Origin of the sequence: Citrobacter sp. Cpo147 (assembly GCF_030332405.1) — a bacterium.
In the GTDB taxonomy this organism is placed as follows: Bacteria; Pseudomonadota; Gammaproteobacteria; order Enterobacterales; family Enterobacteriaceae; genus Citrobacter; species Citrobacter portucalensis.
In genome coordinates this window covers 1-26,860 of sequence record NZ_JAOWHX010000033.1, presented here as the reverse complement: position 1 = coordinate 26,860, position 26,860 = coordinate 1, and the positions used below count along the sequence as shown (strand labels likewise).

Sequence of the window (26,860 nt, the reverse complement as noted above, 5' to 3'; positions counted from 1 at the left end):
GGATTCCCCAGTGAATATTGATAAAATGAAGATCCAGCATGCCGAGATTATCCATAAAATTAGCCGCCTCAGGGAGCTTAGCCGGGCGGGTGTGACGGCTCATGCGCAAGAAATCGCTCAAACCGTTATCAGTATGAGTTCTGTGATTAAAGTACACCTTTCTGCCGAAGATCAGTTTTTATATCCTTATCTGGAAAAGGTGAACGATCAAAAGCTAAAAACAATGAGCGTAAATTTTCAGCGCGAGATGGCTGATATTGTTGCCGAGTATGAAAAGTTTTCCCGTCGCTGGAATACGGCAAATAAGCTTATCAATTGTGACGAGGCATTTCGCCGCGACGCGAATGTAGTGTTGCGCAAGGTGCATGAACGAATGCAGCGCGAGGATCATAATTTTTATCCGCTGGTAGAGCAGCTTTAAAAAAGGGCGGCAATGGTTCATCCAATACGGGAATTTGGTTTCCCGTATCCAGAAAGGTATGAAAAGGACTTGGTAAAAGCTGGCACTACTCCGAAACTAACCACATATCGGATTCTTCAAACATATCCTCCAGCATGCGGTTCAGCTTTTCCCGATCGCTTTTGCTAGCATCGCTATTCAAGCCGTTCGCCTGCATCGGCTTCACCCTCACTTCGGCGTCAGGGAAAATCTGGTGCACTCGCCTCGTCAACTCAGCCAGGATGATCTCTCTGGCCCCCGCCAACCCTTCAACATTACGCTTGTCATAAACGAGTTCCACGAACATTGCTCATTGCCTCTTTACTGGATGGATATACAGTATTTATACTGTGTTTTTATCCGGTATTCAAGAGAGGGCGTAATGATGCCACGACGCAGCGATATTGAAATAGCCTGGTATGCTTCGATAAATCAGGAACCAAATGGCCGGAAGACCGTCACCACTCAGCGGTTTGTCCAGGAACTGAGTAAGGTTAACTGGAACTGGACGATGAAGCAGGCCAACGAATGGATCGAGTGGTATGTGACAACATTCCGCGATATATCAACGCAGGAAGGCGAGAACCGTACCTTCCAGCTGTTCAATCCAAACGGAGGACTCTAGCCATGGGCTTTCCTTCACCTGCGGCAGATTACGTTGAAACAAGGATCTCTCTCGACCAGCAGCTAATCAGTCAGCCCGCAGCGACGTATTTCATGCGGGCATCGCGTTCACATTTCAGGGAAGGGATAATCCAGGGGGCGCTGCTTGTTGTTGATGCCTCACTTTCTCCCTGTGATGGCTCGCTGCTGATATGCGCGATAGACGGAGAATTCAGGATCAAGCGATATCGGACTCATCCTCAGCCCCACCTGGTTAATCTGGATAACGGGAGAAGGGAGGCACTGCCAGTAGATGATGACGGTTACAGTTCTGCACCCGCTATATTCGGGGTGATCACGTACATCATTAATGATGCCAGGAACGCGGAATTTGATGATTGTCCGGTAATGTAATCATATTGGCTGTATTAGTTCTGCTCCCTGATTTTTCACATTCCCGACGGCACGTGTCACGGCGTGCCATGTAAATTTCTCAGCCGGCACAGAACCATCGGCCGCAATTTCCGCAGCTTCTTTCCCTCCAACGTCCTGCCTCATCCATTCGCGAGCAGCATCTGGTGACAGTACCAGTGGCCGCCTGTCGTGAATATCTACCAGTCCTTTGTCTGCAGCAGCCGTCACTATCAGAAATCCTTCTGCTTCATCTCCACGTTCGAATGGTGTGCTGCCGATCGCCGCCATGAATATCGGCTGGCCATCGGCTCGATGAATGAAGTAGGGCTGCTTTTTGTCGCCTTCCTTTTTCCACTCAAACCAGCCATCAGCAAAGCAAATTGCGCGACCGTGTTGCCACAGAGGCTTAAACATTCTGCTGGTGGCCGCAGTTTCAGAGCGTGCGTTAATTAGTGGTGGTTTATCCCACCACCCTGGGGCGTATCCCCAGATAACAGGATCGAGATGGAGTTTCTCGTCACGTTCGCTCAGAAGCAGAACTCTGGTGCTTGGCGCCACGTTAAAACGCCCGATCGGTTCCGGGTCATATGGAATGTCTCGTTCGACTTCGTCAGCGAGAAGGACGAGATAGTCTTCACGCGTCATCGACTGTGAAAAGCGTCCACACATAGAAACCTCCAGCCATATGTCAGACTGAAAGTATAGGTGGTAACTAAAAGAGAGGGCGCGTAGGTTAATGTGTACCTAAATGCGCCCTTAAATTTGATTTTGGATGAATATTTGTGTTTATCTATTTGAATTTAAGGTTAATTATTTAAATTCAAAAAACCTTTTTGTAAGGTTTTACTGAAACCTGCGCATACACGCCCGCCGCGACATACGGATCGGCTTCCGCCCACGCCTGTGCCGCCTCCAAAGATTCAAATTCGGCAATCACCGTCGAGCCGGTAAAACCCGCCGCACCGGGATCGTTACTATCGACCGCTGGCATGGGGCCCGCCGTGAGCAAACGACCTTCGTCATGAAGGAGTTGCAGGCGAGCCAGATGAGCAGGGCGCACGGAGAGACGTTTTTCGAGAGAGTCTGCGATATCTTGAGCGTAAATAACATACAGCACGGGTAGAGCTCCTTGAACGGTAAAAGTCGTTAATAACGTTATTGGAAAGGCCTAACAACTGCAACGGAAAGATAACTGATATGTTAAGGCCATACTCTGAAAGCGGTTTTTTATCATAAAATCGCGTTTTAAATGTCAGTTACCGCCACGGGCTTATTGAATATGATTGCTATTTGCATTTAAAATCAGGGCCTGGTTTTTTTACTGAAACGATTATGACTTCAATGACCCTTGATTTACCTCGTCGCTTTCCCTGGCCAACGTTACTGTCTGTCGGCATTCATGGTGCCGTAGTGGCTGGTTTGCTGTATACCTCGGTACATCAGGTTATTGAACTGCCTGCGCCAGCGCAGCCGATCTCTGTCACGATGGTCGCGCCTGCAGACCTTGAACCGCCTCAGGCCGTTCAGCCGCCGCCGGAACCCGTTGTCGAGCCTGAACCGGAACCAGAACCGATTCCAGAGCCACCAAAAGAGGCACCGGTGGTGATTGAAAAACCGAAGCCCAAGCCTAAACCCAAGCCAAAACCGGTGAAAAAGGTGGAAGAGCAACCGAAACGCGATGTTAAACCAGCAGAACCGCGCCCGGCCTCCCCACTGGAAAATACGGCACCTACTCGAACAATGACCAATACCGCGCCGGCAACTACCAGCAAACCGGTGGTCAGTGCGCCATCAGGTCCACGCGCTTTAAGCCGTAATCAGCCTCAGTATCCGGCGCGAGCTCAGGCGCTGCGCATTGAAGGACGGGTAAAGGTCAAATTTAACGTAACGCCGGATGGTCGGGTTGAAAATGTGGAGATCCTGTCTGCACAGCCTGCCAATATGTTTGAGCGTGAAGTGAAAAATGCGATGCGTAGATGGCGTTATGAGGCAGGTAAACCCGGTTCCGGACTCGTGGTGAATATTGTTTTCAAATTAAACGGCACAACGCAAATCGAGTAAGCATCAGGCCGTCCGGCAATCATCACTCTTGATCATTGCCGGATAGCATTACTGGCGTGTGCTATCAGGCCAACGTGGGAATTGGACGCGGTTTCCCGTCTTTATCAACGGCAACGTAGATAAACAGAGCTTCGGTGGCTTTATAGCGCTGCCCAATAGGTTCAGAAGCGACTTTCTTCACCCAAACTTCAATATTGATGCTGATTGAGGTTGTCCCGCGTTTCACACAGCGCGCGTAACAACACACTACATCACCAACGGCGACCGGCCGCAAAAAGCTCATTCCTTCAACCCGCACCGTTACCACACGACCATGTGCGATCTCTTTGGCCTGAATCGCGCCACCTATATCCATTTGTGACATCAGCCAACCGCCAAAAATATCACCATTCGCGTTGGTATCTGCGGGCATGGCCAGAGTACGTAAAACCAGTTCACCCTGGGGAGTGTTATTCGTTGTTGTCATTGTAGAACCGACTATAGAGAAAGATTACAGGCGCGATGCTACTAGAATTTGTGCGTTGAGAATAGAGGGGATGCGGCGTGCAGAGCAGATGTAAGCCAGGTTGTCAGCACAATGGAACGCGAGGGGATAAAAATTCGCCAGATCCGCAGATCTGGCGAGCATGTATTACGATTTATCTTCTTGCGGCAGATGACGGTAAATATAGACTCCACTCAGCAGCGTAAAGAATAAAGTCAGGGCGGTCAGGCCGAACACTTTGAAGTTGACCCAAATGTTCTGCGGTAGCCAAAATGCAATATAGATATTCGCCAGACCACACAGGATGAAAAAGACGGCCCAGGCTAAATTAAGTTTCGACCACACCGGCTGCGGCAGGGTCAGCTCTTTACCTAACATGCGCTGAATTAGCGGCTTTTTCATTACCCACTGGCTAACCAACAGAGCACCAGCAAACAGCCCGTAAATCACCGTTACTTTCCACTTAATGAATTCATCGTTGTGGAAAAAAATAGTCAGGCCACCAAATACGGCCACCAGGACAAAGGTGATTAACGCCATCTTCTCGACCTTGCGATAGCGAACCCAGCTGTAAATCAACACTACAGCCGTCGCGACAATCAGCGCCGAGGTCGCAGCATAGATGTCATAAAGCTTATAAAAAGCAAAAAAGACAACCAGCGGTAAAAAATCAAGAAACTGCTTCATTCTTCGATTCCGTCATCAAAAGCACCGGGTACAAGCCCGGAATGCGTTCAGGGTTTATTGGCGAATCAGCATGTACAGGCGGAACAAATAGATCAACAACACGGCGGAGATCATATTGCTCAGCGTATTCGCCAATACCGCGCCTACATTCGGCGTAAGTACTGCAAAACTTGGCGCAAAAAGCAACAGCAGCGTTTTTGCCAGCAACCAACCGATCACTGCCGGCGCAACCAGTCGCATATTCGACCACGCCAGACGCATACTGTTGCGCATCGCGGCAAAGACACCCATTTTGTCCTGTACCAACATCACAGGGGCGAGTGCCAGCAGGATCGCCAGCAGAATACCGGGTACAACAACCAGCATAATACCGATTTGCACCAGCAGAGTAGTCAGAAAAATCAGAATAAACAGCTTCGGTAACACTGGCGCACTGGCGCCGATGGCACGTAATGCGCTGACGCGATGACCTGCTGAAATCAGCTGAATCATCAGGATGACACCCCCGGCGAGGATGGCATTACCAATCAGACCGGAAAACGTCGACGCCGCGGAAGCGCGTAGCAAAATTTGCTGTTGCTCCGGGGTCATGTTTTGCACCAGATCGAACAGCCCCACGCTGCTGGTTAACTGATCGCCTTCACTGAGTTGCGCAATTTGTGCGTCAGTGGGGGAAAAGGCATGCCCTAACACCACTGTGATAAACGCGCACAACAACGATACCAGCAAGATGGTAATGAATTGATTACGGAAAAAGTTTCCCGTGTCACGGTAAACGGATTTCGCCGTGATAGACATGCACTCTCCTTGAGTTTTGCAGGTGTTCATTTGCGGGCAATTGTACCCTGGATAACTCTACAGTGGCAGCATCGCGCGATGTATGGAAAAGCATATCTTTGTAAAGCTGCAGTAATTTTTGGCTATGACTTCAGCGTCGAGCATGAACGCTGTTTGTTATCTGCGCATCACGCGCAGATATCCATCACCCATCAGCAATGAGCTGGAGGTACTTGCACATTGAAAATATATCAAAATTGATCTGAATTAATTTAACCAGGATTTTGAATGCAAGTTCTAACTTAATCTGGATCAATAAATGTTAAATTATCAAAGTCAATGTGATCCATGTTAGATCACTTATTACTCCAATGTGGGTATATTCGTTCCGCTTTTATAACCATAACGATGGAGCGGACATGAAAAAATTAACAGTTGCAGCATTGGCTTTAACAACTCTTCTCTCTGGTAACGCATTTGCGCATGAAGCTGGAGAGTTCTTTATTCGTGCAGGTTCTGCCACCGTCAGGCCGACGGAAGGTGCAGGTGGTACGCTGGGCAGCTTAGGTGGCTTTGATGTCAGCAATAACACGCAGTTGGGTCTGACATTTACCTACATGGCAACCGACAATATCGGTGTTGAATTACTGGCAGCTACGCCGTTCCGCCATAAAATCGGCACTGCTGCAACGGGTGATATTGCCACCGTACATCATTTACCGCCGACGTTAATGGCGCAGTGGTACTTCGGTGACTCCAGCAGTAAACTGCGTCCGTACGTAGGTGTTGGGGTGAACTACACGACCTTCTTCGATGAAGGCTTTAACGATAACGGTAAAGAAACAGGGTTATCGGACCTGAGTCTGAAAGATTCCTGGGGCGCAGCAGGGCAAGTTGGTATGGACTATCTGATTAACCGTGACTGGCTGATTAACATGTCGGTGTGGTACATGGATATCGACACCACTGCAAGCTATAAAATGGGCGGTGTACAGCAGCGAGACAGCGTACGCCTTGATCCGTGGGTGTTTATGTTCTCTGCGGGTTATCGTTTTTAAGTTTTTCTGCAAACCCCCTGCAAAACTGGTCATCAAATGGCCAGTTTTTCCATTCTTTTCCACACGTGTCGTTGTCTTGAACGGCCATTATTTTGCGCCTCTGGCCTGACAAAATTTGTGTGTCGATACCTCGCTATAAGCTGTACTGCGCTAACTTTAATAGCAAGTGTGTTTATCTGGAATATCACTTTTGTTTCTCTTTTCTTATGCTTTATTGTTGCGGTTCATTTATTACGCACAAAAAACCTGAAGATAGTCAGGGGATAATTTATCCAAAATGTTAACTATTGATAAAATTAAAGTAACATATCGTAAAATTTGGATATTTTATTTTTCATGGACGAGGATTTATACGTCATGATATAATGTAAGGCTAGGTTATTTACCTGTCGGCTATGTAAATGAATTTTTGAGGAGATCATTCCAGTGGGACGTAAGTGGGCAAATATTGTTGCTAAAAAAACAGCTAAAGACGGAGCAACGTCTAATGTATATGCAAAATTCGGTGTAGAAATTTATGCTGCTGCTAAACAAGGCGAACCAGACCCAGAATTAAATACATCTTTAAAATTCGTTATTGAACGTGCTAAACAAGCGCAGGTTCCAAAACACGTTATTGATAAAGCTATTGATAAAGCCAAAGGCGGCAGCGATGAAACGTTCGTGCAAGGGCGTTATGAAGGCTTTGGTCCCAGTGGCTCACTGATTATCGCTGAAACATTGACTTCAAATGTTAACCGTACGATTGCTAATGTCCGCTCAATTTTTAATAAAAAAGGCGGGAATATCGGAGCGGCTGGTTCTGTCAGCTATATGTTTGACAATACCGGAGTGATTGTATTTGAAGGGACAGATCCTGACCACATTTTTGAAATTTTGCTTAATGCTGAAGTAGATGTTCGTGATGTAACCGAAGAAGAAGGAAACATCGTTATTTATACGGAATCTACAGATCTTCACAAAGGCATTGCAGCTTTAAAAGCCGCAGGGATTACTGAATTCACTACCACAGAATTAGAGATGATTGCTCAATCAGAAATTGAACTTTCACCAGAAGATTTAGAAGTCTTTGCAGGGCTTGTTGATGCCCTTGAAGATGACGATGATGTTCAAAAAGTATATCATAACGTTGCAAATCTCTAATGATAGATTAAAAGAATCTGTCATTATGGCAGATTTTTTTAACTCATAGAGTTGTTATGAAGAAGAATATCTGGCCAGATATGTTTATTCTAAAAAATAGATAAAAACCACTATCTTAAAAAAGAAAATGTAATAATTAAAATCTCTGGCCTTAACTTCTTAGGTACGCGATAAACGTTATACGTCCAATACGCCCCGCGATATCCTGAATCCACTCAGCGCTGCTATGAACAATTGAGATGTTAACTCCATCATTCCAGGTCATCCTGATGCAAGCACAACGTGAGTTCCTCGCTTATCGCTGTCCCGACAGTATGAGTGAAGCTTTTCATCAGACTTTTCATCAGATAGTCTGGTCCGCTTCACGCTCAGAGTCGTCCAGCGATTGACAGTCTCAGGCAGTATGGAAACAATGTGTACAAGTACACTGTTATTACAAACTCGGATATTTTCCATCGTCATCAACTAAAAAGATCTGAGATAGATACCAGGTATCATTTTCTTTGGACAATTGATATTCATAAATAGGTGAATAATACTGCCTTGATAATTTGGTCGTTACGACCGCTATTTTTTCAGTAATCTGAACCGATATGATCTTCTCTTGCTCAGGGTCATGACTAGACTCAGAACCAAAAGCTATAGGCTCGCCCTGAAAACCAGGTTTTGTATATTTTTTCAAAAGCTCATTCCAACCCTTCTGGGCCTGGAGCATAACTTCTTGCTTTCCATCGTTCTGATTTCTCAGGAATGACTGGTCATTCCAATATTTATAATCCCTCTGGAAAGCGGTGACTACCTGTTCCGGAGTATTTGCCAGTATGTCCCCAGCGCTTAAAAATCCAACGCTTAACACAACTAATTTAATCAACAGATGTCTCAACAAGTTCACCCATATTTGGTATGCTTTAAAGCAGTGTCTCGCAAGGGACTTTTTGAAGTCAACTTAATTAATAGCTGCACAACCAGGATGATTGAACTGTATAGATTCCGAGCATGCCTGACAGTAGTTAGCAACCAGGAAACATTCCCCTCGTTCTTCATTTAAACATTCTGGGGAAAACATCGAGCCTTTCTCCCCTTTGATGTAGTGCTACTCTTTAAGCAAACCAACTTTGAGGGTATTGCTGATGATGTTGACCCGCCATCTGCTACAGCAAAAAATCACACTTCTGGAACCGTTCTCCGAAGATCAAACGGCAGCGTTTGCCGTGAGTGCTGCACGTGAGTTATTACTTTACATGGATAAAATTGAGGTGCTGGAGAAAATTATTGCGACTCCAGTTACACTACCTTATTGCAGCGCAAGTCCGGTTTGCGAGATTGAGGCGGGCTATGCCGCAGGCGTAAACGACTGCCGCGAGGCCATCCGGCGGGCAGGATATCCTATCGAAGGTGATGATTAGTTTGCATTTATGTTAACAAATATGTGATTTTATTGTATAAATATGTAATCTAAGCGCGCGACTGCGGGCTACATCAACTTACCTGCTTCGGAGTGGCAAACATTCTCTATCAACGTACAACGCTGTTATGCAACAACATAAACGGGTAACCGATTTGGCAATACTGTTAACTATCAGGGTGGACTCGTGAAGATTGTGCAGGATAAGCTCAGAAACAGGCAGGCACTGCTGGTATCAGGGCTCATTACGTTGATATTTACTTCGTTGTTTCTGTTTATTATTTATGAACAGCGAATGGCCGCTGCCAGCGAAGGTGTCAACCGCCTGCAAGCGCGCATGATGGACATTTTTAACGATAACGAGCTGATCGCCGATGCGATTGGTGAGCGTTATCACCATATCAAAACGGGGGAACAATGCGGCGATATTTCAAAATTTGTTCTCCGGGATGAGGATGAATGGGGAATTAACGCCGATCCAAAGCGACTGCATTCGGCGACGGGGACATTGGTTGCCCAGCAAACCAGTCACAACGCGCTGTGTATGTATACGGCGGCTGAATTTATTCGCGGTATGGTCAATGAGCTAAACCCGGGCAGCTTCGATGCACATCGTTATATCATCGCCAAAAATTCAGATTATTTTTACTGGTTTATGGCTTCCGATTCACGCAATTTCAGTTTCTCAAATTCTGAAATGGCGCGGGATATCACTCAATTTTTCTACCCGCCCGTCGATTTCTATACCCGATTACTGCAAAAAAACGTCAAAAACAAAGCCCTTAGTTCGACGAATTTTTATACCGATAAAATTACCGGTGAAAAAGCTTACAGCGTGGTGAGTTATATCTACGATCTGTCTGGCAAAGAGATATCAGACCAAATCGTAGCCTATCTGGTCTATGACCATTCAAAGCCCGAATTGCAGGAAGCGTTAGCCCAGGCATTTGACAACCAAATTCCACCGGAGCTGAACGTGGAGTTGGTGAATTTAACAAACCATGAGAGTCTCTGTTTATCCGGCAAATGTACAAGTCAATCCCGCTTTATGGTGCGCAATTTTTCGGAGAAATATGCACTGCACTATTCGCTATCATTAGGTCGTTTTATGGTACGCGACACACATGCTGGGATCGTGATTCTGCTGGCGCCGTTCTTTTTCATCATGATCAGTTTCTCACTCAAATCATGGCTGAATGAAAGCGACCTCAAGGTTTATATCGATACTCTGACCGGCTGTTTTAACCGCCGAATACTCGACATTATCAAGCGTCGGGATTTATCACACTGTTCGGTGGTGCTACTGGACTGCAATAAATTCAAGGCCGTCAATGATACCTGGGGCCACGCGGCAGGCGATCGCGCGCTGCAAATTATCGCCAACAGGATGCTTTCAAACACCCGCACCAGCCACGATATTGTGATTCGTACCGGCGGGGATGAATTTATGATCCTGCTGTTTCGATCGCAGGCAACTGACGCTATAGCAATCGCGCAACGTATTAGCGGGCAGGTGACCAGTCATGTGTTCGTTGTGGACGGCCATACCGTGCCATTGTCAGTATCGTGGGGAATTGCAGAGGTGAACGATGAACTGGATGTGGCCATTCAGAATGCGGATAGCGCTATGTATAGAATGAAGCACACGAAAGAAGGGTGAAACCGCCAGCTGTCACTGGCGGTTGATTTAACTTACTGCTGGGTGGCGGTTTTCATCGCGCTGACAAACGCTTTCAGCTCAGCCAGCATCTGATCCGGTGCCGCAACATTTTTCTCAATGATCTTCACAATTGCCGAGCCGGAAATTGCGCCGGCAGCACCGGCTTCAATAGCACCAGCGACCTGTTCAGGCGCAGAAATACCAAAGCCCTGTAAAGAAGGCGGAGCATCATATTGTTTCAGCTTTTCAACCAGATGATACAGCGGTAATGCCGCACGATTTTCTGCACCGGTCACACCTGCACGTGAAAGCAGATAAGTATAGCCACGGCCATAAGAGGCAATCTGGCGTAGCAGTTCTTCATCAGCGTTCGGAGGGCAGATGAAAATTGGTGCAATATTGTGGCGGAGCGCTGCAGTTCTGAACGGAGCTGACTCCTCAACAGGCACATCGGCCACTAACACAGAATCCACACCCACTTTTTCGCACTGGGCGTAAAACTCGTCAATGCCCTTGCTGAAGACCAGGTTGGCATACATCAGCAACCCAATGGGAATCGTCGGATGCTTCTGGCGAATCAGCGCCAGCATTTCAAAGCATTGCGACGGTGTAACGCCGGCGGCAAACGCTCGCAGGGTGGCTTCCTGTATGGTCGGACCGTCTGCCAGCGGATCGGAGAACGGAATGCCGAGCTCAAGCGCGTCGGCACCGGCTTCAATCAGCGTATCAATGATTTTCAGTGACTGCTCAACAGACGGATCGCCCAGGGTTACGAAGGGGACAAAAGCGCCTTCTTTGCGGTCCTTCAGCTGTGCAAACAGGTTTTTGTAACGTTCCATCAGATTTCCCCTCGCGCTTTCAGAATATCGTGTACGGTGAAAATGTCTTTGTCGCCGCGACCGGAGAGATTAACCACCAGTAACTGCTCTTTTTCCGGATTTTCACGCATCATTTTCAACGCGTGCGCCAGGGCATGGGAGGACTCCAGTGCCGGAATAATTCCCTCGTGCAGACACAGCGTTTTGAAGGCTTCCAGTGCTTCATCATCGGTGATTGAAACATAATCTGCGCGGCCAATGCTGTTCAGGTACGCGTGCTGTGGCCCAACCGATGGGAAGTCCAGCCCTGCAGAAATAGAGTAAGACTCTTCGATCTGTCCTTCTTCGGTCTGCATCATCGGGGACTTCATGCCGAAGTAAATCCCGACACGACCATGCTTCAACGGTGCGCCGTGCTCTCCAGACTCAATTCCGTGACCGCCCGGCTCTACGCCAATCAGACCTACGCTGGTTTCATTAATAAAATCGGCGAACATACCGATGGCGTTAGAACCGCCGCCCACGCAGGCGATAACGGCGTCCGGCAGACGGCCTTCTTTTTCCAGAATCTGCGCCTTGGTTTCTTCACCGATCATGCGCTGGAACTCACGCACAATGGTCGGGAAGGGGTGTGGACCAGCCGCCGTACCGAGCATGTAGTGCGCGGTATCGTAGCTGCCAGACCAGTCGCGAAGCGCTTCGTTACAGGCATCTTTCAGTGTTGCGGAACCGCTGTGAACGGGGATAACTTCAGCGCCCATCAAACGCATACGGAAAACGTTAGGCGACTGACGTTCAACATCTTTCGCACCCATATAAATACGGCATTTCAGACCCAGCAATGCGCTGGCGAGAGCAGATGCAACCCCGTGCTGACCCGCGCCAGTTTCGGCGATAATTTCCGTTTTACCCATGCGCTTCGCCAGCAACGCCTGACCCAGCACCTGGTTGGTTTTGTGCGCGCCGCCGTGCAGTAAATCTTCACGCTTGAGATACAACGTTGTATTGGTGCCTTGAGTAATGTTCTGGCACTTGGTCAGTGCGGTTGGGCGACCCGCATAGTTTTTCAGCAGGTCTGTAAACTGCGCCTGAAATTCAGGATCTTTTTGCGCGCTGACAAAAGCTTCTTCCAGCTGGCGCAGGGCAGGCATCAGAATCTGTGGCACATACATACCGCCAAATTCGCCAAAGTACGGATTGAGTAATGTTGTCATGTCCTTTTCCTTAATATGCGCGCAGCGTCTGAAAGACCGAAGCCAGAAGACGTGCATCTTTGATGCCCGGCTGTGACTCTACGCCAGAATTGAAATCGAGACCGGCACAGCCGGTTTTTGCCGCGTCAACGCAGTTATCTGCGCCAAGTCCGCCTGCCAGTAAAACGTTATCCAGCGATTGTCCGCCTAAAAGTGACCAGTCAAAGCGTTGACCGCTGCCGCCCTGGCCGTTGTCGAAGACGTATTTATCGACATGCTGATAATCACGGGCTGGCAACGTCTCGCTGACGCTGAGCGCCTTCCAGATTTGTACCTGTGCGGGCAGTACCTCGCGCAGGGCGTCAACATAGGCCTGGTCTTCGTTACCGTGCAGTTGCACGGCAGCTAGTCCCAGCTCTGCCGCTGTTGCGCTCACGTCGGTAATATCTGAGTTGCGAAATACCCCGACGTATTGCAGCGGCGCGCCGGTCATGACCTCTCGCGCTTGTTCAACGTTGACCGCGCGCGGTGATGTGGGGACAAAAATCACGCCGCCGTAAATGGCACCCGCTTCGTATGCCGCGTTTGCATCCTGAGCCCGGGTTAAACCGCAGACTTTATTCTCGCCGAGCAGTACGCGACGCACGGCGGCGTGCAGATCATCATGCGACATCAGCGCGGAGCCAATCAGAAAACCGTTGGCGAAGTGGCTGAGCTCGCGCACCTGACCATAGGTGTTGATCCCGGACTCGCTGATGACGGTAACACCGTGACCTAGTCGCGGCGCCAGTTGACGGGTACGATTCAGATCAATCGACAGGTCGCGTAAATCACGGTTGTTGATACCAACGACTTTGGCGCCCAGTGCGATAGCACGCTCCAGCTCTTCTTCGTTGCTGACTTCGGTCAGTACGCCCATTTTCAGACTGTGGGCGACGGCGGCGAGTTGACGATATTGCTCATCATTGAGCACCGACAGCATCAATAAACAGGCGTCCGCCTGGTAGAAACGTGCCAGGTAAATCTGGTAAGGATCGATAATAAAGTCCTTGCACAGAATCGGCTGCGGTGCGATGCGGCTGACGATGGGCAGGAAATCAAAGCTCCCCTGGAAATACTTCTCATCGGTCAGTACAGAGATCGCGGAAGCATAATGTTTATAGACGCCAGCAATTTGTGCCGGGTCGAAATCATCACGGATCACGCCTTTTGATGGAGATGCCTTTTTGCACTCCAGAATAAAGGCGGTGCGCGCACCTTGCAGCGCATCGTAGAAATCACGTGAGCCAGGCTGAACATCATTTTGAAAGCTGGCCAGCGGTTGTTGCTGTTTACGGGCTTCTACCCAAATCGCCTTGTCTGCGACAATTTTCGCTAAAACGGTTTGCATCATTTACCCTCTTGCTGCCAGTGCAGTGACGCGGTCATAGGCCGCACCGCTACGCAGTACATTAATCACGGTTTGCGCATTGGCTTTTAAATCTTCTTCACCGTGCAGGCGCATTAACATGGCGACATTTGCGGCAACAGCAGCCTCATGAGCGGCTTCACCTTTACCTTGTAACAAGCGACTAAGAATGTCACGGTTTTCTTCCGGCGTGCCGCCAGCCAGCTGTTCCTGGTGGTAAGGCGTCAGACCAAAGTCTTCTGCCGTCAGTTGATAACTCTTGATTTCCCCATCGTGCAGCTCTGCCACAATGGTCGGCGCATGCAGCGAAACTTCGTCCATGCCACCACTGTGAACCACGGCTGCTCGTTGATATCCCAGCACGCGCAGCGTCTCGGCAATGGGTAGCACCAGTTTCGGGCTGTAAACGCCGATCAGCGCCAGCGGCGGATGCGCCGGGTTAATCAACGGGCCGAGCACGTTAAACAGCGTGCGGGTTTTCAACTGCTGGCGTACTGGCATGGCATGGCGAAAACCGGTGTGATATTTCGGCGCAAACAGGAAGCACACCCCGAGGTCGTCTAGCGCCTGACGGGATTTATCAGCGTTCATATCCAGATTGATGCCAAATGCCGCTAACAGATCCGAAGAGCCAGACTTGCTGGAGACGCTGCGGTTGCCGTGTTTGGCAACTTTCAGTCCGCAAGCCGCCGCAACAAAGGCGCTGGCGGTAGAAATATTGATACTGTTGCTGCCGTCACCGCCGGTACCGACAATATCGGCAAACAGATAATCAGGGCGCGGGAACGGGGCTGCGTTTTCCAGCAGCGCGGTTGCCGCACCGGCAATTTCATTCGGGTGTTCGCCACGAATTTTCATGCTTACCAGCGCCGCAGCCAGTTGTTCCGGTTTCAGTTCACCGCGTACCACGGCAGAGAACAGCTGGTGGCTTTCCTGCTGGGACAGCGTTTGGGCCTGATACAGTTTCTCCAGAATGGGTTGCAGCGTATTGGTTTGTTCAAGCTTCTGTTGCGCCCAGGCCAGCGTTTGTTCCAGCAATCGCGCGCCCTGGGTGGTCAGAATTGACTCCGGATGGAACTGGAAGCCGCAGACGCGATCGGTATCGTGACGTACCGCCATCACCATGCCGTTAAAGTGGGCGTTAATGGTCAATCCAGCAGGAACGTTGCTGCCAACCAGTGAATGATAGCGTGCCACCGGCAGCGGATTCGCCAGACCGGCAAACATCGCCTGACCGTCGTGTTCAATGCTGGACGCTTTGCCGTGCAGGATTTCTCCAGCCTGGCCCACATATCCGCCATAGGCCTCAACAATGGCCTGGTGCCCCAGACAAATACCGATGATTGGCAGCTTGCCGCGCAAACGGGTTAACAGCTCCGGCATGCAACCTGCTTCGCTTGGCGCACCTGGGCCTGGAGAGAGCATCAGCACCGGATTTTTCATCGTTGCTAAGCGGTCAATCAACGTCTGGGCCGGAATATGGTTGCGGTAAATCACCACGTTGTGACCATTAGTACGCAGCTGATCCGCCAGGTTATAGGTAAAAGAGTCGATATTATCGAGCAGCAGAATGTCAGCCATTAGAAGGTCTCCAGTGCGTGGTGCGCGGTGGCGATAGCACGCAGAACCGCGCGCGCTTTATTACGGGTTTCATCGGCTTCAGACTGCGGTACAGAATCCAGAACAATCCCGGCACCGGCTTGTACGGTGGCAATACCGTCTTCCACGAGGGCGGAGCGAATGACAATACAGGTATCCAGATCGCCATGCGCCGTGAAGTAACCTACCGCACCGCCGTAGCTGCCACGGCGACGACCCTCTGCCTCGGCGATAAGCTGCATGGCGCGAACTTTTGGCGCTCCGCTTAACGTGCCCATATTCATACAGGCGCGGTAAGCGTGCAGCACATCCAGATCGCTACGCAATTCGCCGACCACGCGCGAAACCAGGTGCATAACGAAGGAGTAACGATCGACCTTGGTGAGGTCAGCAACATAGCGGCTGCCAGGTGTACAGATGCGCGCCAGGTCGTTACGCGCAAGGTCAACCAGCATCAGGTGCTCAGAAAGCTCTTTATGGTCGGTACGCATCTCCAGCTCGATACGGCTGTCGAGATCGCGATCAAGCGAACCGTCCTCACGACGACCGCGCGGGCGAGTACCAGCAATCGGGTAGATCTCAATCTGGCGGCTGGTGGCATCGTATTTCAGCGAGCTTTCCGGGGAGGCGCCAAACAGCGTGAAATCGTTGTCCTGCATGAAAAACATGTATGGGCTGGGGTTACTTTTCTTCAGCACATAGTAGGCCGCCAGCGGAGATGGGCAGGGCAGCGAGAAACGGCGGGATGGCACCACCTGGAAAATTTCGCCCGCGCGAATCGCTTTTTGCATGCCACGAACTACGGCGCCAAACTCTTCATCGCTCTGATTGCACTCGCAGCGCATCTGCGGGACTTCAGTGACCGGCAATGGCGGCGCAGGCTCGGTAAGCTGCTGGCTCAACTGCGCCAGACGAGCGTTAAGACGCTGTTTTTCAGCATCATTGGGGGTAAAAATACTGGCCTGAATACGGGTGCTTTTTTTCTGGTGGTCGATAACCATCAGCGTTTCTGCCAGATAGAAGCAGTAGTCAGGGCAACGGTTGCCCGCTTCAAGCTGTGGCAACTCTTCAAAACCCGCAACCAGATCGTAAGAAAACAGACCGCCGAAGAACATCGCTTCACGTTCTTGCGCTGGAACATTAACCAGCTCCTGCAATAAGCGAAAAGCGTCAAATACGGAAAGAGAACATAAGCGGGCGTCTTCATCCAGCAGCGGGCTGACGGCGGGGAATCGCAGATGACGACCATTCGGCTGTTGTTCGTTCTCAACGCCAGCGGGCAGGGCAGCATCCAGCAGGGGCAGCAGCGATGCGCCGTTTGCGGACAACGCCTGAATAGTGACAGTGTCACCTAGAGCGGTAATGCGTAATGCGCTGTCGACCAGCAGCAGGCTCTTCAGATCGTCTTTGCTGTCGATATCTGCAGATTCCAGCAGCAGTGTTGCTGGACGTGCGCCACACACCTGATGAAACAGCGCCGTCGGATTCTCTCGGTAGGCGGCATCGCAGGCAAGCAGTTCGAGTGTCGGTTTTTGAGTTTGCATCGTTATTCTCATTAATTTTGTTCAAAAAAAAGCCCGCTCATTTGGCGGGCCGGGTATCTGGTTGCATATTGCAGACGTAAGACACTGCCCGAAATCAGGAAGTGCGCCACCAACCGTGCAGAACAAATGTTGCTTTCATCTCAGATACCTTCTTCATGTGAACTTGCGTACTAGTTAACTAGTTCAATGGAATAAAGTCAACACCTGATTTCAGTATATTTATCGAAACCGCTATGATGGGCGTGATACGACATTTATTGAAACGGGAGCCGCCTTGAGCGACACGAATTACGCAGTGATTTATGACCTGCACAGTCATACTACAGCCTCCGATGGGCGGTTAACGCCAGAAGCCTTAGTACACCGTGCGGTAGAGATGCGAGTCGGTACACTGGCGATCACCGATCATGACACCACGGCCGGCATTGCGGCGGCAAGAGAAGAAATTTCACGTTCAGGTTTAGCCTTAAATTTAATCCCTGGCGTCGAGATATCAACGGTCTGGGAAAACCATGAGATCCATATAGTGGGTCTGAACATTGATATCGCCCATCCCATGATGTGTGAGTTTCTGGCGCAACAAACGGAACGTCGTCAGCAGCGTGCGCGCCTGATTGCCGAACGACTCGACAAAGCGCATATCCCCGGCGCGTGGGAAGGGGCGTTACGCCTGGCTGATGGCGGGGCGGTTACGCGGGGCCATTTTGCGCGTTTCCTGATGGAATGCGGAAAAGCCACAACCATGGCGGATGTCTTTAAAAAATATCTTGCCCGTGGGAAAACCGGTTACGTTCCGCCACAGTGGTGTACAATAGAACAAGCTATTGATGTCATTCATCATTCTGGCGGTAAGGCTGTTCTGGCTCATCCTGGGCGGTACGATCTTAGCGCTAAGTGGCTGAAAAGACTGGTTGCGCATTTTGCTGAACATCGCGGCGACGCGATGGAAGTAGCACAGTGCCAGCAGTCTCCCAATGAACGCACCCATCTGGCGACGCTTGCGCGTTCGCATCAACTGTGGGCATCGCAAGGGTCTGATTTTCATTTACCCTGCCCATGGATTGAGTTGGGTCGTAAACTTTGGTTGCCCGCAGGCGTAGAAGGCGTCTGGCAACTTTGGGAGCAGCCCGAGATCACAGAGAGGAAAGTATGAGCCAGTTTTTTTATATTCATCCCGAAAACCCGCAGCAGCGACTGATCAATCAGGCCGTTGAAATCGTGCGTAAAGGTGGGGTGATCGTCTATCCAACCGATTCCGGCTATGCGTTGGGCTGCAAAATTGAAGATAAAGGCGCCATGGAGCGCATTTGCCGCATTCGTCACCTGCCGGACGGGCACAACTTTACGCTGATGTGCCGTGACTTGTCTGAACTGTCGACCTATTCGTTTGTCGACAACGTGGCCTTTCGTTTAATTAAAAACAACACGCCGGGTAACTACACCTTCATCCTGAAAGGAACGAAAGAAGTTCCGCGCCGTTTGTTGCAGGAAAAACGTAAGACCATCGGCCTGCGTGTGCCATCGAATCCGATTGCGCTGGCGCTGCTGGAAGCACTGGGTGAGCCGATGCTCTCTACATCGCTGATGCTGCCGGGCAGTGAATTTACTGAGTCAGACCCGGAAGAGATTAAAGACCGTCTGGAAAAACTGGTGGATTTGATTATCCACGGTGGCTATCTCGGTCAGCAGCCGACCACGGTCATCGATTTAACCGACGATTCCCCGGTGGTGTTACGTGAAGGCGTCGGCGACGTTAAACCTTTCTTATAAGGGCGCGAACCGCTATACTACGCGGCCTTAAAATGGCGCTGACTGGCGCCGTTGATTCTCCTGTTCGACGCCTGTGAAGGCGACATCTAAAGGAAGCTCTATGAGCGAAAAGTTACAAAAAGTGCTGGCGCGCGCTGGCCACGGTTCTCGCCGTGAAATCGAATCTATTATTGCCGCGGGTCGCGTGAGCGTTGATGGCAAAATTGCCACGCTCGGCGATCGCGTTGAAGTCACTCCGGGTCTGAAAATCCGTATCGACGGTCATCTGATTTCGGTTAAAGAGTCTGCGGAGCAAATCTGCCGCGTTCTGGCCTATTACAAGCCAGAAGGTGAACTGTGTACCCGTAACGACCCGGAAGGTCGTCCGACCGTGTTCGATCGTTTACCAAAACTGCGTGATGCGCGCTGGATTGCCGTAGGGCGTCTGGACGTGAATACCTGCGGTTTACTGCTGTTTACCACCGATGGTGAACTGGCTAACCGTCTGATGCACCCAAGCCGTGAAGTTGAACGTGAATATGCGGTACGTGTGTTTGGTCAGGTTGATGATGCAAAACTGCGCGATCTGAGTCGTGGCGTACAGCTGGAAGATGGTCCGGCGGCATTTAAAACGATCAAGTTCAGCGGTGGTGAAGGGATCAACCAGTGGTATAACGTCACGCTGACCGAAGGGCGTAACCGTGAAGTCCGTCGCCTGTGGGAAGCTGTAGGTGTGCAGGTAAGCCGTCTTATTCGTGTTCGTTACGGTGATATCCCGCTGCCGAAAGGCCTGCCGCGTGGTGGCTGGACCGAGCTTGACCTCGCGCAGACCAACTATCTGCGTGAACTGGTGGAGCTGAAGCCGGAAACGACATCTAAAGTTGCCGTCGAGAAAGATCGTCGTCGCATGAAGGCAAATCAGATCCGTCGTGCGGTGAAGCGCCACTCACAGGTCGGTAGCAGCCGTCGTCCGGGTGGCCGTAGCAACAACGGTTAATCATGACCAGGCCTGATAAGCAAAGCGCTATCAGGCGTTAGCGTGGAGCCGGATGCGGCGCAAGCGCCTTATCCGGCCTGGTGTCAGTAATCGATCCCTATCTGGGCCTTCACGCCCGCTTCAAACGCATGCTTGACCGGGCGCAGCTCGCTGACCGTATCCGCTAACTCCAGAATATCGCGATGACATCCACGGCCGGTGATAATCACCGTTTGATGGGCAGGGCGCGCGTTTAGGGCAGTGATGACCTCTTCAAGCGGCAGATAGTCGTATGCCACCATATAGGTCAGCTCGTCCAGCACCACCATATCCAGTTCATCGTCGGCCAGCATCCGCTTGCCGTGTTCCCACACGGCCATACAGGCCGCGGTGTCGGACTCACGGTTTTGCGTTTCCCAGGTAAATCCTGTTGCCATAACCTGAAACTCTACGCCGTGGGGTTCAAGTAAGTTACGTTCTCCGTTTGGCCACGTACCTTTAATAAATTGTACGACACCGACTTTTTTACCGTGGCCCACCGCGCGTGTGGCGGTACCGAATGCGGCGGTGGTTTTACCCTTACCATTTCCGGTGAACACGATGATGATCCCGCGCTCGTCCGTAGCGGCGGCAACGCGTGCGTCAACCCGATCTTTTACGCGCTGTTGACGTTGCTGATAGCGTTCTTCACTCATTGGGCAATTCCTGGTTTACGGCCCGGCTGGGCGTCAAAAGTCATACCGGTTTTACGGCGGCTGTCATCGCCCATCAGCCACAGGTAGAGCGGCATAATATCGGCGGGAGTTTTCAATTTTTGTGGATCTTCCGTGGGGAATGCGCTGGCTCGCATGCCAGTACGTGTTCCACCAGGATTGATACAGTTTACGCGCAGATGACGGTTTTGATACTCATCAGCCAGCACCTGCATCATCCCTTCGGTAGCAAATTTTGAGGTGGCATATGCTCCCCAATTGGCGCGTCCCTGGCGGCCGACGCTGGAAGAGGTAAAGACCAGCGATCCGGCATCGGATTTGAGTAACAACGGCAGCAATGCCTGAGTCAGCATAAAAGTAGCATTCACATTTACCTGCATTACATCCTGCCAGACCTGCGGGTTTTGTTCACTCATTGGGCAAATATCGCCGAGTAATCCGGCGTTATGCAGTACGCCATCCAGACGCGGGAAATGTGCGGCAATGCGCTGCGCAAGCTGGTGACATTCTTCAGAGGTACAGGTCAGTAAATCCAGTGTAAACCACTGTGGTTGTGTTCCGTTTTCATTGGCGATAGTGCGGGCAACCTGACGCAGTTTTTCTTCGTTACGCCCAAGCAGGATAACGGTCGCGCCATAGCGTGCATAGGTCTGCGCGGCTTCGCGTCCGATACCATCGCTGGCACCGGTGACAAGAATAATGCGGCCCTGTAAAAGGTCTTGTTTAGGTTGGTAATGCACGGCTACTCCTCGGCGACGCCCTGGCCATCTCGTTCGCAATAACTTTTGGGCTTTATGCCTTAAACCCTGTTCTTTTTCAATCAGCCAAAGGCAATAACACCGCAAAATGAACGCTTTGTCATGCTTTTTACTGATTCAGCACTGGATGTATGAAGCAAGACGAGGTGACACGCCTGTTGTACACTGAGCGGAAGTCGCGTTGTTTAACCAAGGTGGGTCTTGTGGAATTGTTGTCTGAATATGGGCTGTTTTTGGCAAAAATTGTCACTGTCGTGGTGGCTATTGCAGTGGTGGTGATGCTGATCGTAAACGCGACACAACGCAAACGTCAGCGTGGGGAATTGCGGGTTATTAACCTCAGCGATCAATATAAAGAGATGAAGGAAGATCTGTCGCTGGCCTTATTGGATGGGCATCAGCAAAAATTCTGGCATAAGGCGCAGAAAAAGAAACAGAAGCTGGAGGCGAAGGCCGCCAAGGCAAAAGCGAAACTGGGTGACAGCACGTCATCTGATAAACCTCGTGTATGGGTGCTTGATTTTAAAGGCAGTATGGATGCCCATGAAGTCAGCGCATTACGCGAAGAGGTGACGGCGGTGCTGGCGGTTGTTAAACCTCAGGATCAGGTGGTGGTTCGTCTGGAAAGCCCGGGTGGTGTGGTACATGGCTATGGCCTGGCAGCATCGCAATTGCAACGTCTGCGCGATAAGCAGATACCGCTAACCGTCACGGTGGATAAAGTCGCTGCGAGCGGCGGATATATGATGGCCTGCGTGGCAGATAAAATTGTCTCGGCGCCGTTTGCTATCGTCGGCTCAATTGGCGTGGTGGCGCAGATCCCGAACTTTAATCGCTTCCTGAAAGGGAAAGATATTGATATCGAACTGCACACCGCCGGACAGTACAAGCGTACGCTGACCTTACTCGGTGAAAACACGGAAGAAGGACGTCAGAAATTCCGCGAAGATCTGAACGAAACGCATCATCTGTTTAAAGACTTTGTGCATCGCATGCGTCCGACTCTGGACATTGAACAGGTTGCCACGGGTGAACACTGGTTTGGTCAACAGGCGCTGGCAAATGGGCTGGTGGATGAGATCAATACCAGCGATGAGGTGATCCTCGGGCTGATGGAAGGTCGTGAAGTGTTGAACGTTCGCTATCTGCAGCGTAAAAAGCTGATGGATCGTTTTACCGGTAGTGCGGCGGAGAGCGCCGATCGTTTGCTGATGCGCTGGTGGCAGCGGGGGCAGAAGCCACTGATGTAAAATTGTCATTGCCGGATAGCGCTGCTCACATATCCTATCCGGCCTACAAATATGCATCAATGTAGGCTGGATAAGGCGTTGCTGCCATCCGGCAAATTATTTCTCGTATTAATCGATCAAGTGATACTTTTCAGAAAGTACGTGCGCCAGGTGTTTAAACATATTAAACACAGCCGTACTTTTGGGCGTTGGTAGCCCTTGCTCGTCTAAAAAGTAATCTCCGCTGAAAACCAGCACGCCGTTTCGCTGCGTAACGCCGGTGGCGACAATCCCCGCCAGCGTGTCCTCATGCTCACGAATGATTTTGTTGGCTTCAATCAGCAGTGTTTCGCGATCGATGGGTTGAGTGTCTTTATGCATGATTTACTCCTTAAACAAGGACATTAGTCTACGCTGAGCCCGCCTTATGGGCAAATATTCCCTGACATAAATGAAGGTTTTACGACAGTGTTACAACTGGCGAGATTTGTTTTTGCATGCTAATAAAGTTGCGTAACGCATTTTATCAGGTACAGTGTGACGCTTTCGTCAATCTGGCAACAGATTTGCTTGACATTCGACCAATACTTCGTCGTGCTAGAGCGTTTGTGAGCAAAAAAGCCTGTTAACTCAGTTACATGAGAGTTACATTACAAGCGCAAATCAGTTTAAGGGGTTGATATCCGCCGACGCAGAGACCATATCGATGTCTCGTCGCCAGTGGAAGGTGAATCAACGTGCGACGCATTCTGGAAGAATCAAATTAGGTAAAGGTGAATATGGGTAAAGCTCTTGTCATCGTTGAGTCCCCGGCAAAAGCCAAAACGATCAACAAGTATCTGGGTAATGACTACGTGGTGAAATCCAGCGTCGGTCATATCCGTGATTTGCCGACCAGTGGCTCAGCAACTAAAAAGAGCGCCGACTCAACCTCCACCAAAACGGCTAAAAAGCCCAAAAAGGATGAACGTGGCGCTCTCGTCAACCGTATGGGTGTTGACCCGTGGCACAACTGGGATGCGCGCTATGAAGTGCTGCCTGGTAAAGAGAAAGTTGTTTCTGAACTGAAGCAACTGGCTGAAAAAGCCGACCACATCTATCTCGCAACCGACCTTGACCGCGAAGGGGAAGCCATTGCATGGCACCTGCGGGAAGTCATCGGTGGCGACGACACTCGCTACAGTCGCGTGGTGTTTAACGAAATTACCAAAAATGCTATTCGCCAGGCGTTTGAAAAACCGGGCGAGTTGAACATCGATCGTGTTAATGCGCAACAGGCGCGCCGCTTTATGGACCGTGTTGTGGGCTATATGGTGTCGCCACTGCTGTGGAAAAAAATTGCGCGTGGTCTGTCTGCCGGTCGCGTACAGTCTGTGGCTGTGCGTCTGGTGGTTGAGCGTGAACGCGAAATCAAAGCATTTGTTCCAGAAGAGTTCTGGGAAATTGATGCTAACACGACCACGCCGGGCGGTGACGCGTTGCCGCTTGAAGTGACGCATCAAAATGATAAACCGTTCCGTCCTGTAAATCGGGAACAAACGCTTGCCGCTGTTAGCCTGTTGGAAAAAGCGCGCTATAGCGTCCTGGAACGTGAAGATAAACCGACCAGCAGCAAGCCGAGCGCACCGTTCATTACCTCCACGCTACAGCAGGCTGCGAGCACGCGTCTGGGCTTTGGTGTGAAGAAAACCATGATGATGGCGCAGCGCTTGTATGAAGCGGGTTACATCACTTACATGCGTACTGACTCAACCAACCTGAGCCAGGATGCTGTCACCATGGTTCGCGATTACATCAGTGATAATTTTGGCAAAAAATATTTGCCGGAGAGCGCGAACCAGTACGCCAGCAAAGAGAACTCGCAGGAAGCACACGAAGCTATCCGTCCTTCTGATGTCGCCGTACTGGCGGAATCGCTGAAAGATATGGAGGCCGATGCGCAAAAACTGTATCAGCTGATCTGGCGCCAGTTTGTTGCTTGTCAGATGACGCCGGCGAAATATGACTCCACCACCCTGACCGTGGGGGCGGGTGATTTCCGTCTGAAAGCGCGCGGTCGTATTCTGCGCTTCGATGGTTGGACCAAAGTGATGCCCGCGCTGCGTAAGGGCGATGAAGATCGCATCCTACCGGCGGTGGACAAAGGCGATACCTTGACGCTTATCGAGCTGACACCTGCGCAGCACTTCACCAAGCCGCCAGCACGCTTCAGTGAAGCTTCGCTGGTTAAAGAGCTTGAAAAGCGTGGCATTGGTCGTCCATCCACCTATGCGTCGATCATCTCTACGATTCAGGATCGCGGTTATGTTCGCGTTGAAAACCGTCGCTTCTACGCTGAAAAAATGGGTGAAATCGTCACCGATCGTCTGGAAGAAAATTTCCGTGAACTGATGAACTACGATTTTACCGCGCAGATGGAAGACAGCCTCGACCAGGTGGCGAATCACGAAGCCGAATGGAAGGGCGTACTCGACAACTTCTTCACTGATTTTACTCAGCAGCTGGATAAAGCCGAGAAAGATCCTGAAGAGGGCGGTATGCGTCCGAACCAGATGGTACTGACCAGCATTGATTGCCCGACCTGCGGGCGCAAGATGGGTATTCGTACCGCCAGCACTGGCGTTTTCCTCGGTTGCTCCGGCTACGCACTTTCCCCGAAAGAGCGTTGCAAAACCACCATCAACCTGGTGCCGGAAAACGAAGTATTGAATGTGCTTGAAGGCGATGACGCGGAAACGAACGCATTGCGCGCCAAACGCCGCTGCCAGAAGTGCGGTACGGCAATGGACAGTTATCTCATCGATCCTAAGCGTAAATTGCATGTGTGTGGTAATAACCCAACCTGCGACGGCTACGAGATCGAAGAGGGTGAATTCCGTATCAAGGGTTATGACGGTCCTATCGTAGAGTGCGAAAAATGTGGTTCTGAAATGCACCTGAAAATGGGACGTTTCGGCAAGTACATGGCGTGTACCAACGACGAGTGTAAAAACACCCGTAAGATCCTGCGTAACGGTGAAGTTGCTCCGCCGAAAGAAGATCCGGTTCCGCTGCCGGAACTGCCGTGTGAAAAATCTGACGCGTATTTCGTGTTACGTGATGGTGCTGCAGGTATCTTCCTGGCGGCCAATACGTTCCCGAAATCACGTGAGACTCGTGCGCCGTTGGTGGAAGAGTTGTATCGCTTCCGCGATCGCCTGCCGGAAAAACTGCGTTATCTGGCAGACGCACCGCAAACTGACCCGGATGGTAACAAGTCCATGGTTCGTTTCAGCCGTAAAACCAAGCAGCAATACGTTGCCGCTGAGAAAGACGGTAAGGCGACGGGCTGGTCCGCGTTCTTCGTTGACGGCAAATGGGTAGAAGGGAAGAAATAACAGCATTCTGGCTGAGTTCCTCCTCAAAGGGTCGCGTAAGCGGCCCTTTTTGTTGTGCACAGAAAACCCCCAGCTAGGCTGGGGGTTCCGGAAAGCTTTCAGCTTTGGGCCAGTTATTAAAACCCCTTTTGATTTGTTAAAACACCTTGCGGTCTGGCAACTGCAAGGGTTAAACAAGAAATCAAAAGGGGGTCCCAATGGGGGACGAAAAGAGCTTAGCGCACACCCGATGGAACTGTAAATATCACATAGTTTTTGCGCCCAAATACCGAAGACAAGCATTCTACGGGGAGAAACGTAGGGCGATAGGCAGCATATTAAGAAAGCTGTGTGAGTGGAAAAACGTGCGGATCCTGGAAGCGGAATGCTGTGCAGATCATATCCATATGCTTGTGGAAATCCCGCCCAAAATGAGCGTATCCGGTTTTATGGGTTATCTGAAAGGTAAAAGCAGTCTGATGTTGTATGAGCAGTTTGGTGATATGAAGTTTAAATACAGGAACAGGGAGTTCTGGTGTCGTGGGTATTACGTAGATACGGTGGGTAAGAACACAGCAAGGATACAGGAATACATAAAGCACCAGCTTGCAGAGGATAAAATGGGCGAGCAGTTATCGATCCCTTATCCGGGTAGCCCGTTTACGGGCCGTAAGTAACGAAGTCTGATGCAAATGTCAGATCGTATGCGCCTGTTAGGGCGCGGCTGGTAACAGAGCCTTATAGGCGCATCAGAAAAACCTCCGGCTATGCCGGAGGATATTTATT

General features: G+C 50.5%; 30 protein-coding genes, 1 pseudogene and 1 other annotated feature. Of the genes and pseudogenes, 14 read left to right on the top strand and 17 right to left on the bottom strand.

Annotated elements, in window-relative coordinates; all coding sequences use genetic code 11:
* Positions 1-10 precede the first annotated feature (10 nt).
* Positions 11-421, top strand: a complete 411-nt coding sequence (locus tag OGY06_RS12085) for a hemerythrin domain-containing protein (RefSeq protein WP_048217473.1) — start codon at positions 11-13, stop codon at positions 419-421.
* A gap of 85 nt (positions 422-506) precedes the next feature.
* Here OGY06_RS12085 and OGY06_RS12080 read toward each other — a convergent pair whose 3' ends face one another.
* Positions 507-746, bottom strand: a complete 240-nt coding sequence (locus OGY06_RS12080; RefSeq protein WP_126957515.1) for a DinI family protein — start codon at positions 744-746, stop codon at positions 507-509.
* A 75-nt stretch (positions 747-821) separates the two neighbouring features.
* Here OGY06_RS12080 and OGY06_RS23295 point away from each other — a divergent pair, with 75 nt between their 5' ends.
* Complete coding sequence (locus tag OGY06_RS23295) at positions 822-1,064, top strand: DNA polymerase V (protein ID WP_436537486.1); 243 nt, start codon at positions 822-824, stop codon at positions 1,062-1,064.
* Positions 1,065-1,066: 2 nt separating this feature from the next.
* Positions 1,067-1,456, top strand: a complete 390-nt coding sequence (locus tag OGY06_RS12070) for a HumD family translesion DNA polymerase (RefSeq protein WP_008323363.1) — start codon at positions 1,067-1,069, stop codon at positions 1,454-1,456.
* On the opposite strand, the gene OGY06_RS12065 is transcribed toward OGY06_RS12070, so the two are convergent.
* Together OGY06_RS12065 and OGY06_RS12060 are read right to left on the bottom strand one after the other, a co-directional pair.
* Positions 1,457-2,125, bottom strand: a complete 669-nt coding sequence (locus tag OGY06_RS12065) for an SOS response-associated peptidase (protein WP_149335268.1) — start codon at positions 2,123-2,125, stop codon at positions 1,457-1,459.
* 151 nt (positions 2,126-2,276) lie between these two features.
* The gene (locus OGY06_RS12060; RefSeq protein ID WP_003020675.1) at positions 2,277-2,573 is read right to left on the bottom strand and encodes a YciI family protein; all 297 of its coding nucleotides are present in this window, start codon (positions 2,571-2,573) and stop codon (positions 2,277-2,279) included.
* A gap of 215 nt (positions 2,574-2,788) precedes the next feature.
* On the opposite strand from OGY06_RS12060, the gene tonB reads away from it, so the two are divergent.
* Positions 2,789-3,517, top strand: a complete 729-nt coding sequence (gene tonB / locus OGY06_RS12055; protein WP_168150127.1) for a TonB system transport protein TonB — start codon at positions 2,789-2,791, stop codon at positions 3,515-3,517.
* 64 nt (positions 3,518-3,581) lie between these two features.
* On the opposite strand, the gene yciA is transcribed toward tonB, so the two are convergent.
* The 4 genes and pseudogenes from yciA to OGY06_RS12035 all read right to left on the bottom strand — a co-directional run.
* A complete protein-coding gene (gene yciA, locus OGY06_RS12050) occupies positions 3,582-3,983 on the bottom strand; it encodes an acyl-CoA thioester hydrolase YciA (protein ID WP_003020670.1) in 402 nt (133 codons plus the stop codon).
* A gap of 165 nt (positions 3,984-4,148) precedes the next feature.
* Positions 4,149-4,688 carry a septation protein A gene (locus OGY06_RS12045; RefSeq protein ID WP_003020667.1) on the bottom strand — a complete coding sequence of 180 codons (540 nt, stop codon included), beginning with the start codon at positions 4,686-4,688 and terminating at the stop codon, positions 4,149-4,151.
* 54 nt (positions 4,689-4,742) lie between these two features.
* Complete coding sequence (locus OGY06_RS12040) at positions 4,743-5,486, bottom strand: YciC family protein (RefSeq protein WP_003020663.1); 744 nt, start codon at positions 5,484-5,486, stop codon at positions 4,743-4,745.
* 28 nt (positions 5,487-5,514) lie between these two features.
* Positions 5,515-5,592: pseudogene (locus OGY06_RS12035) on the bottom strand (YkgJ family cysteine cluster protein); the annotation flags it as partial.
* Positions 5,593-5,884: 292 nt separating this feature from the next.
* Between OGY06_RS12035 and ompW the strand changes: the two are divergent.
* Positions 5,885-6,523, top strand: coding sequence for an outer membrane protein OmpW (gene ompW / locus OGY06_RS12030; protein WP_003833354.1), 639 nt, complete (start codon positions 5,885-5,887; stop codon positions 6,521-6,523).
* A gap of 426 nt (positions 6,524-6,949) precedes the next feature.
* Entirely contained in the window at positions 6,950-7,666 is a 717-nt protein-coding gene (locus OGY06_RS12025; protein WP_063940825.1) for a YebC/PmpR family DNA-binding transcriptional regulator, read from the top strand.
* Positions 7,667-8,099: 433 nt separating this feature from the next.
* On the opposite strand, the gene OGY06_RS12020 is transcribed toward OGY06_RS12025, so the two are convergent.
* Positions 8,100-8,537, bottom strand: coding sequence for a hypothetical protein (locus tag OGY06_RS12020; RefSeq protein WP_240389314.1), 438 nt, complete (start codon positions 8,535-8,537; stop codon positions 8,100-8,102).
* A gap of 259 nt (positions 8,538-8,796) precedes the next feature.
* On the opposite strand from OGY06_RS12020, the gene OGY06_RS12015 reads away from it, so the two are divergent.
* Positions 8,797-9,072 (top strand): hypothetical protein, encoded by a 276-nt coding sequence (locus OGY06_RS12015; protein ID WP_063940823.1) that lies wholly within the window; start codon positions 8,797-8,799, stop codon positions 9,070-9,072.
* Positions 9,073-9,258: 186 nt separating this feature from the next.
* Positions 9,259-10,731, top strand: coding sequence for a GGDEF domain-containing protein (locus OGY06_RS12010; protein WP_240389315.1), 1,473 nt, complete (start codon positions 9,259-9,261; stop codon positions 10,729-10,731).
* A 32-nt stretch (positions 10,732-10,763) separates the two neighbouring features.
* Here the strand turns inward: OGY06_RS12010 and trpA are convergent, their stop codons facing one another.
* From trpA to trpL, 6 genes are all read right to left on the bottom strand, one after another.
* On the bottom strand, positions 10,764-11,570 hold the full coding sequence (trpA, locus tag OGY06_RS12005) for a tryptophan synthase subunit alpha (RefSeq protein WP_126317892.1): 807 nt from the start codon (positions 11,568-11,570) through the stop codon (positions 10,764-10,766).
* Complete coding sequence (gene trpB, locus OGY06_RS12000; protein WP_003020645.1) at positions 11,570-12,763, bottom strand: tryptophan synthase subunit beta; 1,194 nt, start codon at positions 12,761-12,763, stop codon at positions 11,570-11,572. The genes trpA and trpB overlap by 1 nt, the downstream gene beginning before the upstream one ends.
* Before the next feature lie 10 nt (positions 12,764-12,773).
* Complete coding sequence (gene trpCF, locus OGY06_RS11995) at positions 12,774-14,135, bottom strand: bifunctional indole-3-glycerol-phosphate synthase TrpC/phosphoribosylanthranilate isomerase TrpF (protein WP_444979680.1); 1,362 nt, start codon at positions 14,133-14,135, stop codon at positions 12,774-12,776.
* A complete protein-coding gene (gene trpD / locus OGY06_RS11990; RefSeq protein WP_286605368.1) occupies positions 14,136-15,731 on the bottom strand; it encodes a bifunctional anthranilate synthase glutamate amidotransferase component TrpG/anthranilate phosphoribosyltransferase TrpD in 1,596 nt (531 codons plus the stop codon).
* Positions 15,731-17,293, bottom strand: a complete 1,563-nt coding sequence (locus OGY06_RS11985; RefSeq protein ID WP_003833340.1) for an anthranilate synthase component 1 — start codon at positions 17,291-17,293, stop codon at positions 15,731-15,733. The genes trpD and OGY06_RS11985 overlap by 1 nt, the downstream gene beginning before the upstream one ends.
* A 23-nt stretch (positions 17,294-17,316) precedes the next feature.
* Positions 17,317-17,411 (bottom strand) — a sequence feature (Trp leader region).
* The gene (gene trpL, locus OGY06_RS11980) at positions 17,388-17,432 is read right to left on the bottom strand and encodes a trp operon leader peptide (RefSeq protein ID WP_012905981.1); all 45 of its coding nucleotides are present in this window, start codon (positions 17,430-17,432) and stop codon (positions 17,388-17,390) included. Its footprint overlaps the feature before it by 24 nt.
* A gap of 135 nt (positions 17,433-17,567) precedes the next feature.
* On the opposite strand from trpL, the gene rnm reads away from it, so the two are divergent.
* The 3 genes from rnm to rluB all read left to right on the top strand — a co-directional run bounded on the left by rnm (position 17,568) and on the right by rluB (position 20,039).
* Positions 17,568-18,446: an RNase RNM gene (gene rnm / locus OGY06_RS11975; protein ID WP_008784938.1), complete on the top strand. Its 879-nt coding sequence runs from the start codon at positions 17,568-17,570 to the stop codon at positions 18,444-18,446.
* Entirely contained in the window at positions 18,443-19,063 is a 621-nt protein-coding gene (locus tag OGY06_RS11970; protein WP_003833336.1) for an L-threonylcarbamoyladenylate synthase, read from the top strand. The genes rnm and OGY06_RS11970 overlap by 4 nt, the downstream gene beginning before the upstream one ends.
* Before the next feature lie 100 nt (positions 19,064-19,163).
* Positions 19,164-20,039, top strand: a complete 876-nt coding sequence (gene rluB, locus OGY06_RS11965) for a 23S rRNA pseudouridine(2605) synthase RluB (RefSeq protein ID WP_003020625.1) — start codon at positions 19,164-19,166, stop codon at positions 20,037-20,039.
* Between the two features lie 83 nt (positions 20,040-20,122).
* Here rluB and cobO read toward each other — a convergent pair whose 3' ends face one another.
* The gene (gene cobO / locus OGY06_RS11960) at positions 20,123-20,713 is read right to left on the bottom strand and encodes a cob(I)yrinic acid a,c-diamide adenosyltransferase (RefSeq protein WP_003833333.1); all 591 of its coding nucleotides are present in this window, start codon (positions 20,711-20,713) and stop codon (positions 20,123-20,125) included.
* Entirely contained in the window at positions 20,710-21,471 is a 762-nt protein-coding gene (locus tag OGY06_RS11955; protein WP_003833331.1) for a YciK family oxidoreductase, read from the bottom strand. The genes cobO and OGY06_RS11955 overlap by 4 nt, the downstream gene beginning before the upstream one ends.
* A gap of 221 nt (positions 21,472-21,692) precedes the next feature.
* On the opposite strand from OGY06_RS11955, the gene sohB reads away from it, so the two are divergent.
* On the top strand, positions 21,693-22,739 hold the full coding sequence (gene sohB / locus OGY06_RS11950; protein WP_032934465.1) for a protease SohB: 1,047 nt from the start codon (positions 21,693-21,695) through the stop codon (positions 22,737-22,739).
* Between the two features lie 108 nt (positions 22,740-22,847).
* Here sohB and OGY06_RS11945 read toward each other — a convergent pair whose 3' ends face one another.
* Complete coding sequence (locus OGY06_RS11945) at positions 22,848-23,099, bottom strand: YciN family protein (RefSeq protein ID WP_003020616.1); 252 nt, start codon at positions 23,097-23,099, stop codon at positions 22,848-22,850.
* Between the two features lie 398 nt (positions 23,100-23,497).
* Between OGY06_RS11945 and topA the strand changes: the two genes are divergently transcribed.
* Together topA and tnpA are read left to right on the top strand one after the other, a co-directional pair.
* Positions 23,498-26,095, top strand: a complete 2,598-nt coding sequence (topA, locus tag OGY06_RS11940) for a type I DNA topoisomerase (protein WP_003833325.1) — start codon at positions 23,498-23,500, stop codon at positions 26,093-26,095.
* Positions 26,096-26,292: 197 nt separating this feature from the next.
* On the top strand, positions 26,293-26,751 hold the full coding sequence (gene tnpA / locus OGY06_RS11935; protein ID WP_057069660.1) for an IS200/IS605 family transposase: 459 nt from the start codon (positions 26,293-26,295) through the stop codon (positions 26,749-26,751).
* The last annotated feature ends 109 nt before the right edge of the window (positions 26,752-26,860 follow it).